20 protein-coding genes are annotated in these 15151 nt (G+C 41.6%); 16 read left to right on the forward strand and 4 right to left on the reverse strand.

Translation table 11 applies throughout. The features are described 5' to 3' along the window. Nucleotides 1-52 precede the first annotated feature (52 nt). From MHB46_RS21665 to MHB46_RS21685, 5 genes are all read left to right on the forward strand, one after another. Nucleotides 53-1198, forward strand: coding sequence for a hypothetical protein (locus MHB46_RS21665; RefSeq protein ID WP_341163373.1), 1146 nt, complete (start codon nucleotides 53-55; stop codon nucleotides 1196-1198). Between the two features lie 68 nt (nucleotides 1199-1266). Continuing rightward, on the forward strand, nucleotides 1267-2199 hold the full coding sequence (locus tag MHB46_RS21670) for an acetylxylan esterase (RefSeq protein ID WP_341163780.1): 933 nt from the start codon (nucleotides 1267-1269) through the stop codon (nucleotides 2197-2199). A 164-nt stretch (nucleotides 2200-2363) separates the two neighbouring features. After that, nucleotides 2364-2834 carry a phage holin family protein gene (locus tag MHB46_RS21675; RefSeq protein WP_341163374.1) on the forward strand — a complete coding sequence of 157 codons (471 nt, stop codon included), beginning with the start codon at nucleotides 2364-2366 and terminating at the stop codon, nucleotides 2832-2834. A gap of 16 nt (nucleotides 2835-2850) precedes the next feature. Then, nucleotides 2851-3771, forward strand: coding sequence for a peptidoglycan recognition protein family protein (locus MHB46_RS21680; protein WP_341163375.1), 921 nt, complete (start codon nucleotides 2851-2853; stop codon nucleotides 3769-3771). 14 nt (nucleotides 3772-3785) lie between these two features. Beyond that, a complete protein-coding gene (locus MHB46_RS21685; RefSeq protein WP_341163376.1) occupies nucleotides 3786-4334 on the forward strand; it encodes a phage holin, LLH family in 549 nt (182 codons plus the stop codon). A gap of 475 nt (nucleotides 4335-4809) precedes the next feature. Here MHB46_RS21685 and MHB46_RS21690 read toward each other — a convergent pair whose 3' ends face one another. Continuing rightward, nucleotides 4810-5463: a hypothetical protein gene (locus tag MHB46_RS21690; RefSeq protein WP_341163377.1), complete on the reverse strand. Its 654-nt coding sequence runs from the start codon at nucleotides 5461-5463 to the stop codon at nucleotides 4810-4812. Nucleotides 5464-5737: 274 nt separating this feature from the next. On the opposite strand from MHB46_RS21690, the gene MHB46_RS21695 reads away from it, so the two are divergent. Continuing rightward, nucleotides 5738-7153 carry a transcriptional regulator gene (locus tag MHB46_RS21695; RefSeq protein WP_341163378.1) on the forward strand — a complete coding sequence of 472 codons (1416 nt, stop codon included), beginning with the start codon at nucleotides 5738-5740 and terminating at the stop codon, nucleotides 7151-7153. 145 nt (nucleotides 7154-7298) lie between these two features. On the opposite strand, the gene MHB46_RS21700 is transcribed toward MHB46_RS21695, so the two are convergent. Then, nucleotides 7299-8156, reverse strand: coding sequence for an ATP-dependent DNA ligase (locus MHB46_RS21700; protein WP_341163379.1), 858 nt, complete (start codon nucleotides 8154-8156; stop codon nucleotides 7299-7301). A 217-nt stretch (nucleotides 8157-8373) separates the two neighbouring features. On the opposite strand from MHB46_RS21700, the gene MHB46_RS21705 reads away from it, so the two are divergent. From MHB46_RS21705 to MHB46_RS21715, 3 genes are all read left to right on the forward strand, one after another. Beyond that, on the forward strand, nucleotides 8374-8541 hold the full coding sequence (locus tag MHB46_RS21705; protein WP_065762441.1) for a type II toxin-antitoxin system HicA family toxin: 168 nt from the start codon (nucleotides 8374-8376) through the stop codon (nucleotides 8539-8541). 27 nt (nucleotides 8542-8568) lie between these two features. Beyond that, on the forward strand, nucleotides 8569-8985 hold the full coding sequence (locus MHB46_RS21710; protein ID WP_102163840.1) for a type II toxin-antitoxin system HicB family antitoxin: 417 nt from the start codon (nucleotides 8569-8571) through the stop codon (nucleotides 8983-8985). Nucleotides 8986-9225: 240 nt separating this feature from the next. Beyond that, nucleotides 9226-9498, forward strand: a complete 273-nt coding sequence (locus tag MHB46_RS21715) for a hypothetical protein (protein ID WP_341163380.1) — start codon at nucleotides 9226-9228, stop codon at nucleotides 9496-9498. A 35-nt stretch (nucleotides 9499-9533) separates the two neighbouring features. Here the strand turns inward: MHB46_RS21715 and MHB46_RS21720 are convergent, their stop codons facing one another. Then, nucleotides 9534-10034: a hypothetical protein gene (locus MHB46_RS21720; RefSeq protein WP_209950280.1), complete on the reverse strand. Its 501-nt coding sequence runs from the start codon at nucleotides 10032-10034 to the stop codon at nucleotides 9534-9536. Continuing rightward, complete coding sequence (locus MHB46_RS21725) at nucleotides 10021-10491, reverse strand: hypothetical protein (RefSeq protein ID WP_209950281.1); 471 nt, start codon at nucleotides 10489-10491, stop codon at nucleotides 10021-10023. Before MHB46_RS21725 ends, MHB46_RS21720 begins: the two co-directional genes overlap by 14 nt. Nucleotides 10492-10702: 211 nt before the next feature. Here MHB46_RS21725 and MHB46_RS21730 point away from each other — a divergent pair, with 211 nt between their 5' ends. The 7 genes from MHB46_RS21730 (at nucleotide 10703) to MHB46_RS21755 (ending at nucleotide 15030) form a co-directional block, all read left to right on the forward strand. Beyond that, on the forward strand, nucleotides 10703-11038 hold the full coding sequence (locus tag MHB46_RS21730; RefSeq protein WP_341163381.1) for a YolD-like family protein: 336 nt from the start codon (nucleotides 10703-10705) through the stop codon (nucleotides 11036-11038). A gap of 65 nt (nucleotides 11039-11103) precedes the next feature. Further along, nucleotides 11104-11817 (forward strand): hypothetical protein, encoded by a 714-nt coding sequence (locus tag MHB46_RS21735; RefSeq protein ID WP_341163382.1) that lies wholly within the window; start codon nucleotides 11104-11106, stop codon nucleotides 11815-11817. Continuing rightward, nucleotides 11768-12292 carry an accessory gene regulator ArgB-like protein gene (locus MHB46_RS26275; RefSeq protein WP_445667597.1) on the forward strand — a complete coding sequence of 175 codons (525 nt, stop codon included), beginning with the start codon at nucleotides 11768-11770 and terminating at the stop codon, nucleotides 12290-12292. Before MHB46_RS21735 ends, MHB46_RS26275 begins: the two co-directional genes overlap by 50 nt. Further along, a complete protein-coding gene (locus tag MHB46_RS21740; protein ID WP_341163383.1) occupies nucleotides 12285-12407 on the forward strand; it encodes a hypothetical protein in 123 nt (40 codons plus the stop codon). The genes MHB46_RS26275 and MHB46_RS21740 overlap by 8 nt, the downstream gene beginning before the upstream one ends. An 8-nt stretch (nucleotides 12408-12415) precedes the next feature. Beyond that, nucleotides 12416-13138: a LytTR family transcriptional regulator DNA-binding domain-containing protein gene (locus MHB46_RS21745; protein ID WP_341163384.1), complete on the forward strand. Its 723-nt coding sequence runs from the start codon at nucleotides 12416-12418 to the stop codon at nucleotides 13136-13138. 339 nt (nucleotides 13139-13477) lie between these two features. After that, nucleotides 13478-13642: a hypothetical protein gene (locus tag MHB46_RS21750; RefSeq protein ID WP_341163385.1), complete on the forward strand. Its 165-nt coding sequence runs from the start codon at nucleotides 13478-13480 to the stop codon at nucleotides 13640-13642. A 236-nt stretch (nucleotides 13643-13878) separates the two neighbouring features. Continuing rightward, entirely contained in the window at nucleotides 13879-15030 is a 1152-nt protein-coding gene (locus MHB46_RS21755; protein ID WP_341163386.1) for a cysteine desulfurase family protein, read from the forward strand. Nucleotides 15031-15151 lie beyond the last annotated feature (121 nt).

Below are 15151 nucleotides of genomic sequence, written 5' to 3' on the forward strand. Positions count from 1 at the left end.
CCCAATTATATGTAAGGTGTTTACATCTACTATAAGTGAGGAAGGTTGTTAGATGATGTGTAAGAAATTACCTGTGTTTTTCCTTATGGTTGTTTGTATTTTCACCCTTGGGATTTCCTTTGCATCAGCAAGTGATTTTAGCATAAGTAAACTTTCTGGCAACAAGCATGACGTTTTGCACAAAGGTCGCAATTTTGTAGTTAAAGCTGCTACGTTTGGCGCAATCGGTAACGGGACAGATCAGACTCGGGCTATACAGTCAGCTTTGAACTACCTAGAAAGGGTTGGAGGCGGCAAACTTGTCCTTGGCAAAGGTACGTTTCTATTAAGTATTGCAAAAAGCATACACAATAAGGCTTGTATTATAATTCCGGCTGGGGTAACAATAGAAGGCTCTGGCATGGGTGCCACCATCCTTAAACGGATCAGTAGTGAACGGAAGCAAAACGGAATACTTCTCGTCAATAAGGGGTACGACACAAAAGGTGAATACACAGCAGCGGGCAATATCACTTTGCGTGATTTCACGATTACTGACGGTGATGTAACCTCAAAACCGAGAACTTACGGAGACTTGATTGCGTTAGGACATACGGATAATGTGCTCGTTGAGCGTGTACAATCGTTAAATCACGACCAACATTTCGTAGACATTTGTGGATCACGCAATGTCACCGTAAGAGATAGTATCAGTAACAATCTGCAACACACCTATGGAACAGCTACAATCCAAATAGACCGAGCTAAAAATTTAGGCATTTGGGGATTGTTATTGGATGGGACTAATCCACAGAATGTCACTATAGAAAATAACAAAATTACTTCAATGTCCGAAATGGTGTTACAGCTTGGTCACGATCAATCTACTGTTGAAAATTTAAATATAGTAAGTAACGTGATTACTGGCGCGAACATTGCTAAAGGACAAACTGCGATAGGGAAGGACGTAGATACATCAATATTGACCGCAAACATTAAAAATAATCAAATAAAGCTCAATAATGCAGGCAGTATCGGGATTAATCTGGTAACCGACGCAATCAATAGACTCGATAACATTTCTATATCTGGTAATGTAATCACAGGCAAGATGCGAACAGATACGTTTATAGATAGTGGTGTTGCGTCTACGGGTTTTGAGGACGTATTGTATTCACTTTACGTTGACTTGTCTTCTGCGATGAGGGTACTCTATTAATATCTATTAATAAATACCTTTTGGAAGGCGTTGAGTTGATATTGCGTAGAAAGATAAGTTTCTTGTTGGTGGCACTGATCCTAATTATGACTACATCCTTCGCTTATGCTGATAAGGGAGCTACATTTAAACAGAAACTTATATCTGTTTACGGCATTCATTTGAATAACGGAAAGTTACCGAATGCTCCTGAAATTATCTACGGAGAACAAAAAAAGGTAGAGGGACTAGATGTAACAGATATAACCTTTTCTAGTTTTGACGGTCAGAAGATACCTGGCGAAGTGATCTACCCGAAAGGCTTTAAAACAAATAATAAGTATCCTACGGTCCTAGTATTTTCTGGACATGGGGAGATGGAAGAACTAATCTCTAAACCAGAATCATATCAACATGCTGGTGCAGTAGGACTTGCTCAAAATGGTTACCTCGTTTACACAATGGAAAATAGAGGTATGGGTAAGCTTGCGAAGATGGGCGATCATCTAGTCCTAGATGCTGTATCTCGCTTACACGGCGGTTCGTGGTATGGGGATATAACAACGGATGCTTTATATCTCAGCGCAGCAGTAAACAACGTCACTTACGTGGACCAGAAGAAAATTGGAACCGCTGGCGTATCTACTGGCGGAGCGCTGAGTATGTTGGTTGCTGCATTAGATGACCGGGTAAATGCTGCGTATGTACAGGGTTACCTTGGCACCTACGCAAAAACATTCACAGACGGTACACATGATATCTGTAACAACATAAGCGGGATTCTTAACATTGGAGAGATGTGGGATGTCGGCAATCTGATCGCTCCGCGCAGCGCGTTGTATGTTAATGGTGAGATGGACCACTTCCATAACGCGGATGCTCAGGTCTCTTACGCTAAAATCAAAGATCACTACACGCAATTAGGTTCAGGAGGGAACGTATCTCTACTCTCACCGCGCGGAGTAACACATGAATTTTCTACGCAAGTTGCTGCGGATTTTTTCGATAAAAATCTTAAATAGGTTTTAACGACACGTCTTAAACGGCGTGTTTTTTTATGCCCTCGGAGTAGTCGAAGGCTTTTCTCTGTGCCGGAATAATTAAGAGAATATTTAACGGAATTATTTACACGGATTTTGACAAAGGTCAGGAAAATTGTCCTGACCTATAGAGACGGGGGAGAACGATGGACGACAGATTAACACAAATCATAAAAGGGGCGGCGGCGGGGTTTGGGGCGGTTGCTGGCTACCTATTTGGAGGGTGGAGCGTCATGATACATTTGCTTTTTATGTTTGTAATTGCGGACTGGCTGACTGGGTGGATAGCTGCATGGATTCGCGGAGAGTTGCGAAGCCGGATAGGTTATCACGGCATAGCACGTAAGGTAGTTATTTTCTTGATTGTGGTGGTGGCACATTTCATAGATGTGGCGTTGGGCAACCTACATTATTTTCAGGATGCAGTGATCTTTTTCTATTTGGCGAATGAGCTGCTATCCATTATTGAAAATGTAGGGCGCATGGGTGTGCCGATGCCAGATGTATTACGTAATGCGGTGAAAATATTCGAGTCACGTTCACAAGTGCCGCCTAATCCGAATATGCCAAGCCCAGAGCCAGAAAATAAAGAGCAGGGGCAAAAGCCTGCTGTATAAGGGGGAACATATTGAAATGTTCGACACAAAAAAATACACGATTGAACGGCGCTACATCAACAAGCGCCATAACGTAAGACCGGGTACTCGCCTAACAAGCGGGAATCCGGTCTTTTTAGTTGCACACGACACGGGGAATCCAGGAGCGTCAGCAGATAACCATTACACCTATTTCAATGGGCTGGTAGACCGTTCTGCTTCAGCACAGACGTTCATAGACGACAAAAAGATTCTTGAGATAATCCCGACTGGTACTGGACCCGATCCAGCAGAAAAGGCATGGCACGTCCTGTACAACGTCACCACGGATAACGAACGCTTTGGCGACGATGCAAACGATATTGCCCTTGGTGTAGAACTATGCTTCGGTGGCAAGATCGACGCGTTAGAGGCTTACAAACGCTTTGTATGGTACCTGGCCTATTGCTGTAACAAGTGGGGGATTAACCCTCGTACACACATTCCATCGCACAAGCAACTCGATCCAACACGTAAGAGGGACGTAGACCAAGCATTAGCTACGATTGGCAAGACGCTGAAGGATTTGGTTTATGACGTGGAAACAGAGCTTAAAGGCGCTTCTGTGGCTCCTGCCGCACTGGACTTTACGCCGTTACCTGTGTATATCGTTCAATCCTTAATTGACAATTATGTATCTCCAGCTTGGTTCGCAAGCCAAAAGGCCAGTGATCAGGAAGGCAAGACGCATTTTCATAACCTCGCTAATAACCTTCGGGCGGCGGCCGGGTTGAATGAAAAGAATCTGCCGCTTGCTGGAGCTGTGAAGCTGTTTAAATCCAATGCTCAAGAGATTATTTTCCGCTGGCTCCAACCGGCTTGGTTTAAAGCGAAACAAGCGGGTGACAAGGAACAAATGCAACATTTCAACAATCTGGCTAATTATCTGCGTTCTGCCGCAGGTCTGCCGAAACAATAATAGGAGGATTTATCATGCAAACAATTATCGAAACTGTACAACCATACGTAAATACCATTGTTACAGCCGCTGCGGGTGTGCTTACAGCGTTTGTTTTAGGAGGTCTAAACAAACTCAAGACTAAGGTTAACGTGTGGCTAGAAGCGCGTACAACGGCAGCACAACGCGAGGTAATCCATAAAGTAGCAGGGGAGGCTTTTGCACTTGCTCAAACAGCATTTAAAGTAGCTGGAGGAGAACGTAAGCTTCAGGAGGCTTTGCAGTATGCTTCACTTACTCTTTCCAGTCAAGGTATCGTAGTATCCCAAGTAGAGTTGAAATCCGCGATTGAGAAAGCATATCTGGAGTATAAGGCTAAGACTAAAACAGTGCTGGCTACTGAAGCACAGCCAAACGAGGAGGCGGCACAGGTAGCAGCTAAGGAAGCTGTATCTGGTCTGGCTGCAAAGCTTAATGATTTCTTGGCACAGGCTACAGCAGAGGTAGATAATACTGTTCCGCCTGAACCTGAGACTATTTCAGCACCGACAGAAGCTGTTCAAACGCCTGTAACTACGGAATAAACCTAAAGTAAATGCCCTGCTGGCTTCGGCTGGTGGGGCTTTTTTTGTTTTTGCTCATATAGGAAGTACCAAAGATTTGGTATGTAATATAAAAGCCCTCCATTTAAGGAAGGCTCTTGTTAAACGCTGAGCATGGAAATCATAAATCATTGTGATTTACTGCGTCTTTTCAAAAAATTTACAAAAATCATAACAAGCAGTATACAGAAAAATATTGCAAAAGCAATCACGATCCACCACTGAGGGTCAATTATATACAACACGACTCCGATAAGCAGGACTGTTGTTGTTATTGCAATTCTCACTTTCAACATTGTGCTTTTACTTATCCGAGGCTCCAATTTTCGTATTGTAATTTGAATTATTATAGCAAGTACAACGAAAAATATTGAAGTGAATGAATTATAGATAATATCAGCTCCCTTTACTCATTATGCCTATCTTATGCTCCGATGGGGGCTGTTAAAGATGGGAATTAAGAGTTGCTTGTGATGGAATATCCTGTCCACATTAAGTTTACTGTAACTCCTTTACCTGTATCTTGGTGTTTCAGGACTTGAGCAAGAACGCCAGCCCCTGCACCTATTATATAACCCCCAATTGATGGACCTTGACCTCCGGGTATAGCAGCAAATATAGAAGCGAGAAATGCAGCAGAAGAACCAGACGCTTCCATAGCAGATATATGATTTTGCGTTTCAGCATGACTAAATGTTACGGCAACACCCCAGGGATAAACATTACTAAAAGCATTGGTACTGTATTGGTTACTACCTTTAGCAGTTAATGTAATATCTCCTGTTTCTGTGCTTAAATATCCTTTTTTAATTTCGGTATTTATCTGTTCGAAAGCATTTGTGAGCTTATCATACATTTCTGAACCAACCACGTCTTTGGCTTTTGCGTCCAGAGTATATAACCCATCTTTACCTAGAATAATGTATGGTTCAATCTTTGCTGCTGCTGATGCAATCTCATCGGCATTAATAACTGTTGGTTGGCCCTTTTGCTCTAAAATATTTCCTGATTCACTGTTGCTCACTGTTGGAGCAGCGAATGCGGCTACTGGAGCTACTGCCGTAAGAGCTAGTACACCTGTAAGAATGATTGCTGTGTTTTTAAGCTTCATCAAAAATCGTCCTTTCAAAATGGAATTTATTTGTATTGCTGAGCTAGTATAACACAAATAAAGGAATAATTTGTGTATTTTTATTAACAAAATGGAAAAATGATGTTACAGCACTATTTGTCTTACAGTAATCGACAATATTCAAAAAAATAATTTAGTCAAATATCCGAATGACAAAAATTTCAAAACTTATTGACAACTGTTAAATTATGGACAACAATAGGATGCAATAATATATAAGTTTTGGAATTTCTGTATGAAGGGTGGATATGACATGAAGCATACACCTACGATTAGAGCAGAATTGGACAGATACCTGCAACAAGAAGGTTTGAGCATGACGGAGTTTGGACATATAGCAGGCATGAATAGGGGAGCGGTAAGCGCCATTGTGTCAGGGAATAAGTCTATGTCTATTAACCAGCTTGACCTAATTACTGAGGCTATGGGCTTACCAGAAGGTCACTTTTATGATCTGTTTATAGAAAACTTCATCATCGACCATCCCCCGAATATGAGGCGAATCGAGCCGTTTTTGTTTCGCTGTGCGGAGTTGGGCAAGTTGGATGCAATCCGTCGAGTAGTGGGAGCCATCATGGATAATCTGCTATATTCGCCCAAGCTATTTGAAATTGCAGAAGAATTATTGTCGCAGGGAAGAAATGAGGCTGCTTTGCTGCTTTATGAGGGTGTAGCTGAAACGGAGAGATATCAACATTCTGAGCGCTTGGCAGTCTGCCAATATCGTATATTCACGATTCAAGTTGGAGATGACCAAACCCAAAATCTCCACGCTGCTGCGATACTTGAAGCTTATGTTGAGCGATTGAATGAAATAGACCAACTTGACGCATTGAAGGACTTAGCGAATTTGTATCGTTCATTGAATAAGTGGAACAAGGTCGATGAAATGGCAAGAAAAATGAGAGAAAAAGCGGAAATCCAATATACAATTAAACATCAACAGAAGAAACGAGAGTGTGACGAACTTGCTAAGAAGTTAAGTCGTCCCATGTTTGTGTACATCACATATGCCGATTTACTATGTGCAAGTGTCTGCGAAGCCCAAGGCGATTATCAACAAGCTCTAGAATATACATATGCCTACACTGATTTAGATTGGGTATTGGAGACAGACGAAGATACTTTATATTGGCTAAATCTTTATAAGGATTGGGCGCAATGTAATAGTTACATTTATAAACTTTTGTCCGGTGATACAAGTGTGCTTCCAGATTATGTTGAATACATTGCCAAATCAAAAGTAGATAAAGAAATGGTAACTAAGATATTGAACGTACTGCTTGCAGCTAACCAGTATCAACTAGATGTAGACGATATACTTAGACGTTTTGAAACTATAATTAATTCGTTTACTCAACAGGTGCAGCCATCAATGGATATGTATACTAGGCAAGTTATACCAGAACAATATGCACGATTTGGATACGAGTTAGCTTATTATTATTTATATAGAGGATCATACGGTGATGGCTTTAAACATTTGATGTATGCAACGGTACAGTCACATATAATAAATAACGAAACTTATTTTATAAACTGCATGGGGCTATTCGTGAAGTTTAGAACACATGCAGTTCCTGAGTTCAAAGAAGAGTTTTTAAATCTTATTGAAAAGGTGTGGTTAAACAATGTTGAGAAAAATGGTTCTTCTGATCGTCGCAGCTAGTTTTTTATTTATTGTGAGTGGGCCTAATCATGCTTATGACCAGCACCCTATTATTCAGCTTAATGCTACCGTTGGAGGTTCCTAAGCTTAGATAAACAAAAAAAACTCTGCTAACCTTAATTGGTCGGCAGAGCTTTTTGTTTTATTAGACTATAAACTCTGTAAAAACCGGACTTCGTAACAACCCTGCTTTAGTCCAATTACGCATTTTAACACGGGCTCTTATACGCGGCTCTACGTAAACATACTCGCGATCCTCACCAGTTATCAGAGCTTTGGACACACCGTAAAACGCCTTCTTATGGGTCGGCGTTGCCCCCAGCTCAATGATGCCGGACGGACGTATTTTACCGCTCTCATTCGGTACGCCTGCAAGCCACCCGAATTCCTCTTTTCGATAACCTGTTATAAATACGTCAGCATAGGACCAGTTAATGACCTTCTGCCACGCGCTATGTCGACGGTTATAGTACTTGCTGTCCTTCTTTTTTCCCACCATACCTTCCAAACTTAAATCCTGCATTTGTTTGAATAAGGCTTCACCTGCACCCTCTATGAAAGGGATGATACCGAAGCGATCACTCGGCAACGTTAGACCAGCCAAAAGTTCTTTACGCTGCATTAACGGTAATTGCTGGAGGTCTTGTCCTTTATAGTGGAGTACGTCGAAAATAACAAAAGTAACGGGGAGTGTGCCAGTTAACTGCTGGATTTTATCTGATTTCTTGGCCTTGAAACGTGTCATGATTGATTCGAAATCAACTAACCCTGTGGCCGGATCGTAACAGGCCACCTCGCCATCCAGGATAATGTCGTCATCAAAGGGAAGTAACAGCTCCGGGTATTGGTGTGTGCAGTCGTTGTTATGGCGCGTGTACAAGCGAACTATGCCGTTTTGCTGCGAGTATATCAAGCGGTGGCCGTCGATTTTCGGCTCATATATATAGCGCTCATCCGAAAAGGGGCCAGCTGCTGTTTCGAGTAACATCGGGGAGATAAACATAAAACCACCTCAGATTAATTATAACGCTCATTTGTACAGTAGTGAGGCGGTAAGTATTGGAGAGCTAAAGCTCTGCTAAGCTTAATTGCTAAGCGAGATTATTTGTCATTAAAATCATGCGCATAAAATATGCATGTATTTTATTGACATGCATATTTTATGCGTGTTATAATAAATATAGAGAGGAGGATATGATTTGAACTACTCATCACGTAGCATGATAAAGATAATCGAAGCAGATGGGTGGTACTTAGCTAGGGTTAGAGGGAGTCATCATCAATTTAAACATCCTACTAAGTCGGGTCTCGTCACAGTACCGCATCCAAGAAAAGACCTTGACCCCAAAACAGCAGACACAATACTCAAACAGGCGGGGCTTAAATAGCCCCCCCTCAAAAGGAGGTTTATATATATGGATAAATACATTTACCCTGCAATATTTGAAAAGGGAGAAGTAAAAGGCTACACAGTCACTTTCCCGGATCTTCCTGGAGCGATAACAGAAGGCGATGATATGTCTGAGGCTTTGCGAATGGCGAAGGAGTGCTTAGAGCTGCAATTGTTTGGCCTTGAAGAGGACAACGAAGTGATTCCGTCAGCTTCTGATCCAGCGAGCATTCAATTGCCAGCCGATTCTTTCATCACTTTGATTGAGGTAAGAATGGGAACGATCAGGGACGAAATGATGAACAAAGCAGTGACCAAAAATGTCACACTTCCACGTTGGCTTGAGCAGGAAGCTACTCGTGAGAAAATTAACTTTTCACAGGTGTTGCAACACGCGTTGAAAGAAAGACTAGGTGTTAAAGATTACCCTACTGCAAAGTAAGTAAACGCCGGCGAGTTTTATCCCCCTCAGTGTCGCGCTCCAAGTGAGTGCGTTAAAAAAGGATTAATTAAAATTCCACTAGGCATTCTGCCTTGTCGCTCTACATGAGTGAGTAACTTGAAGTCCATAAGTGCCAAAGAAAGTACTAGCTCCACTGGCAATTAAACTGCCAGTGGAGTATTTTTTATGTTGAATAACGAACACATGTTTGCATATAATATTCACAGAGGAGTGATCATCATGCTACCAGACATCGAACGAAAATTACTGCGGATACTCTACAACTATTCAGCCGGAAGAAGACGGCTACCGACAATGAAGGAATTGGAGATAAAGACGGGAAGGCGCACAGAGGACATAAAGGCGGGGCTGCTGGCTCTTGAAAAGGATAATTATATCTTGTGGGAAAACAAATCGGACACACGGCATATTGTCATTATTGAAGGCTGGGATCGTGATCAGAAGATTGTCACGCCTCCGGGGGCTGCAAATAGGTACTATACAGAATATTAAAAAAACGAAAGTCCGACGCGTGGCGGACTTTCGTTTTAATGAGTGAAAAAGCGTATTAGGGCCAAACCAATAGAAACAATTGCCGATATTCCGATTCCGACAATCCATTTCATTAGAGTAGCGTTAGATTCGTTGATTTGTGCTTTTACATATGTTTCAGTGGCTACACCGTGGGACTTAAGTTGTTCACTAAAGATGGTCTTGATTCTGTCTTCGGTGGGCACTTTTTCGAAAAGTTCACGCATGTATAGCTTCAATTCTAAAGTGGATTTGTCCAAGTCTGATTTTGAAACCTTATCTTTTAAATCGTCTTTCAAGTCTTTTTGACCTTGCTCCAGACTTTCTATTCTACGCAGTATATCGTTCATTCCGCCTCCACCTCCGCTTCCTGTTGGGCTTTCCTCACCAGCTGCTGATTCATTTGAAGACCATTGTTGTTTAGGAGTAGTTTTTTGCCGTCTGTTTTCTTTTATTCCGAACTTTACTACATTTGAGCCTTCTCTATCTCCTATTTTCACGAAATTATTCATCGTCATCGCTCGAATCCCCATTTTCATTTTCTATTATAACCGGGGCTGTAAACAGGGTGACTTCGTCATTCAATAAAACAACAAAATGATATTCTCCGGCCGTATCAACTTCAATACCCTGTTGTGTGGCGACGCTAACGCCTCCATCTACAGACTTAATTTTCTCTATATCATTATTATTTTCTAACATTAATTCACTAAGCGGGAGTACATCCAACACATTTCCAGATGGGTCTCTAAACTCAGCAGTGATTCTATTGTTTTTAGGTTCATGTAAATGCATAGCTGAAGTAATGCAAAATTTCAATTTTGAAGGTAGAGACATCTTTCGTTTATAAAAAGGCTCATATATTAACATTTTTTTCTTTTCATCGAAAGCGCCTATGTTGGTCATGTCCTCTGAAAGGATAAAGTAATAAATTCTTGTATCGTTAAGCATATTCTCACCGTCATGAATCTCCATCGGCTGGAGTAGTTGCTGTGCATCTTCCGTAAGTATAGTTTACCCTATTGATACGCGTTTGGCTATATCTGCCAATATAATATAGGTAAACTCAGGAGTAAGAAAACAACCTAAATTGAAAAACTTCTGTGTGACTTGGCAATAATATTTTATTGCACAGAACAAGTGTTCGCAATATAATCAATACATAACACATCAGGAGGCTACATACATGTCTAAAAAATTAGAGGAAAATGGGTTATGGGAAAGCTCGCGCATTATTATACCGGAGCATAAGGAAGCATATTTAAAGTTAATGAAGGATCGCCAGCACCGCGGTAAACCTGAGTTGGACGACCAAGAGGTTCAGCTCATCGAGCGGGCGCTCATAGACTCTTACAACTCACGCAACGCCGTCACGGTGACCGTATTTAGCCCGTTTGACGATACGGTTATGACTGGTGTAGTTACGTCAATTAACACGGCTAGACGTGAGGTAAAACTGTTTCGCGGGGAAGATGATTTTAGCTGGATTAAGCTAGAGGATATTATATCGACAAATTTTTAAAATCTCTTGCTTACGTCATGCGCCCCTATATAATTAAGGTAGATTAATTAGATAGGCGGTGTGAGGTGTTAAGTAATGCGATTTATATATTACTCGGTATTTTGGATGCAATAGCCGTTATGGTGTTCTCCTTGAAAATATATATGTTGCCAGTTGCATCATATAAAAAAAGGATTATTGGGTTTGGGATATTCATAGCCATAATTTCATTTTTTATGCGTGTGGTTTTTGACATTCCAAAATGGGATCTACCTTTACAATATATACTCTTTATATTGTTTTTCCGTTATGGAATGGCGATTAAAACGCATTTAGCCGCATTTATCTTAGGAGCTGGTATTAGTGCATATGCAATTTTGCAGGTCGGTGTTTATTACCTGTATAACTTGTTGGGTATTTTGCAGACCGGTGTACTACAGCAAAACACAACCTATCAGGTCTTTGTCCTCCAAATAACATATATACTTATCAGCTTTGCTATATCTTTTGCCCTCAGGATTTATTATGTTGGATTTTCATTTATTGTCACGCCACCACACGATTTTTTGTGGCGTGAAAATTATTTATCCGAAGAAAATAGGAGAGTATCAATTAGCGCTCTTTTATCCTCTGTAACCATCTGCATAGCAGGGGTGCTTTTATACCAGCTAAGTCCGTTTATTTTGTTGCTTATGTCTATATTCACATTTGGTCTCTCTTATTTCTTTTCACGTAAGGAGGACAGGGAAGATGCTAGAAAGGCTATCGAGGCGTATCGCGTTAGGAATAAAAAGAGCTGATCCAGACGGACCCGGCAGCGCCGACGTACTAACATATATAATTGCGATTAAGCTTAATTGGTATTCTGGCCTAATACTTACGCTATTGTTCGGATGGGTACTAGGGGATGTTTTAAATGCCCTATTGGCCTTTCTTTCTTTCGTTGCCCTCAGGAAGTTTTCGGGCGGGTTCCATTTTCGTTCTCTAACATTCTGTGCTGTATTTTCAGCTGCACTTTTCGCAGCAATTCCATTGATACATTTGGGATATGAAGGCACGTTACTTCTTACAGCCATATCGGCAGTAATTGTACTCTATGTGGCTCCTCGCAAATCTAAGGACCTTAATCCTTCGGGATTAGATCCATATTTAAAATGGATTTCGTTAGCTGTCGTAATCACTAATTTTATAATCCAATCCCCTGTAATTGCTCTATCTTTCACGGCTCAGGCTGTTCTACTTCTACCACGGAAGGGAGGTGAGCAGGATGAATAAGAAGATCGCACGTTTAGCAGCAAACCGTTTGACTAAAGATGCTGAAATTGCATCGAGAAACGAAAAGACAATAATTGGGGCAATACCGCTTCCAAAAGAACTAAAAAAGAAATGATTTGACCTATGGATAACGACAACAGAGAGATTTTTGCACCGGAAGTTTTGCCAGATGGTAGTTACGGAGACAGGTTTTCTTTTTTTGAGAGCGATTTAGTCAGTATCGAAAATTGGAAACCAAAATCTAACTATGAAGTGCCGTTTTTTTTCACGACTAGCGGTAATTATACAGTTCCAACAACTCTCGGGGAATTCGCTAACGGATTTCCCGATTTTATTAGCTTGGATTCAGGCAATTTGGTTAATCTAAAAAATGTTTCCGCACACGAAACAGCAGACTATGGCGGTAAAGTTTTTTTTGGTGGTTCCCAAGCGCATACTAGCGTTAATAAGACTAATTCTGTATTTTTGAGTGACCTTATTGACGCTGCTAAAAGGCGCCCCGATGATCGGCGGTTTATCTTAGGTGAAACTAAGACTTCAGTTGGCCTTTACCCTGCGAAAGATGTTTCCTTTTTTGATATGTGGGACCCCAAAAAAAATTATCATGTTCCTCGTTTTCATAACCAAAATGAATACATCGCAATCATTTTGACCTTCAAGAAATGCAAGAAGGCTTTTCCTTATCTATTTCCTGCTACTCCAAGTCAGTTAATAAATCTATCAAAAGTAGCTGGATATGATGAGCAGAGTTATGGAACGAAAATTATATTTAAGGATACAGATTATACTTGCTCTATAAGCAAAAGCAAACTTGAGATGCTAAAAAAAATACTAGAATTTAACTAAGCCCGCCTTTGGTTGGGCTTTTATCATACATATAAGAAAAAGTCAAGAAAAATTCACCCTAGGATGGCCCGATCCAGTTCGACATCATACGACATTTTTCCCCTTTACGTCATAATGTGATGTTGGTATAAAAAGGTTAAGAGATTCAAGAACTCAAAATAACAGGAACGAAAGTCCCTGTTACGAGAAGGAGCGTGAAAAAACGCCTCCCAAGGAGAGGCGCTTATGTGGGTTGGCATCCCTGCCAGGATAGCCAAGTAACTCCCACAGGAAAAGAACCAACGTGAGTATACAAGAAATTCATTATTCAGTAAAGACAAACACATAAGGAGATCGTCAATGCAGACACATAAGGTAGAGACAGAACAGAACTTAAGCCAGCAGGCGGCAACAGCTCTTGCAGAAATCATTATGAATGTATATGATATAAAGCCACCTGCTATAATAAGGGTTATCTCACCTCTACAAGAGTATGAATTATTAATGGATATTGTTTCTGAATGAGGTATGAACAATTAAATGGGAAAAGAGCAGGGTCTTCTCTGCTCTTTTTTGCTTTGTATTAGTTGAAAAATAACCCGCAAGTTACCCGCAAAAATGCTTGTATGTCGTTATTTTTTCTTGTAGATTTAACTCGCTCAAAAATCGCAAAAACCCTTTACCCTTGCGGCTTTAACTCGCTTCCTGTATGCTTGTGTAGATAACGACTTATATATGTTCTATATTTGAGGTGGATTAACATGAACAGAATTTATCTGGATCATGCCGCATCGACTCCTATGCATCCTCAGGTTGCGCAGACTATGATGGACATCATGACCGGTCAATTTGGCAACGCTTCGAGCGTTCATGCTTTTGGTCGCGATGCCAAGCGCACCGTCAGCGCTGCTCGGGATGCCGTTGCGGCCTCTTTGGGCTGCAAGCCTGAAGAAATTATATTTACAAGCGGAGGGACAGAAAGCGATAATCTGGCCCTGTTTGGGACGGCTACGGCAGACGGCCGTACTTCCGGGCATATGATTACAACCGCAGTTGAACATCACGCAGTGCTTCATGCTTGTGATGAGCTGGAAAAAGCGGGGTATGAGGTGACTTATGTCCCGGTCAACGGTTTTGGACGCGTGAACCCTGCGGATATCGAGGCTGCCATTCGACCGGACACTTTTTTGATCAGCATGATGTATGCCAACAATGAGGTGGGCGTTATTCAGCCGATCTCAGAAGTAGGGCAGATTGCGAGAGAACATGGCATTGTATTCCATGTAGATGCGGTTCAGGCTTTCGGTCATATATCCATCGACTGCCGGAATCTCCCGATTGACTTACTGAGTGTGTCGGGTCATAAGATTAACGGACCACAAGGGGTGGGTGCATTATATATCCGTCAGGGTACACGCATTCAGCCGCTAATGCATGGGGGACTTCAGGAGAAGAAACGCCGTGCCGGAACAGAAAACATCGCTGGTATTGCGGGTCTGGCTAAAGCCGCAACTCTTGCTAATGCTTCCATTGAGGAGCGTGGGGGGCACGATACAGTTCTTCGCCAGACATTGCTTAAAGGGTTGGAAGACACTCTGGGTAGCCAAAATTTTGTGATTAACGGTGACCCTGAACATTCTTTACCTAATGTCCTCAACGTTAGCTTTCCGGCCATTGGTACAGAGACCATGTTGATGAACCTTGACATGGAAGGAATCGCAGCAGCAAGCGGATCAGCCTGTACTTCCGGATCTCTAGAGCTATCGCATGTATTGCAGGCGATGGATCTTCCTGAAGATGTTTTACATTCAGCGATTCGGTTTAGCTTCGGATTGGGTAATACTACGGAAGAAATGGAATACACGGCCAAGAAAATTGAAACCATATGGAAGCGGCTGCGTACTAGGTACTAGGGATTTCTCCGCATTTTAATAAGAAGGGAGGGGCGGTTTTCCATTTCATTGCATGAACGGAAGCAAGGTCTGACAGGCATGTAGGAAAATGACCGCACCTTCGTTCGGATTGCAGAATGAG

Origin of the sequence: Paenibacillus sp. FSL H7-0703, from assembly GCF_038003485.1 — a bacterium.
GTDB lineage: Bacteria > Bacillota > Bacilli > Paenibacillales > Paenibacillaceae > Paenibacillus > Paenibacillus polymyxa_B.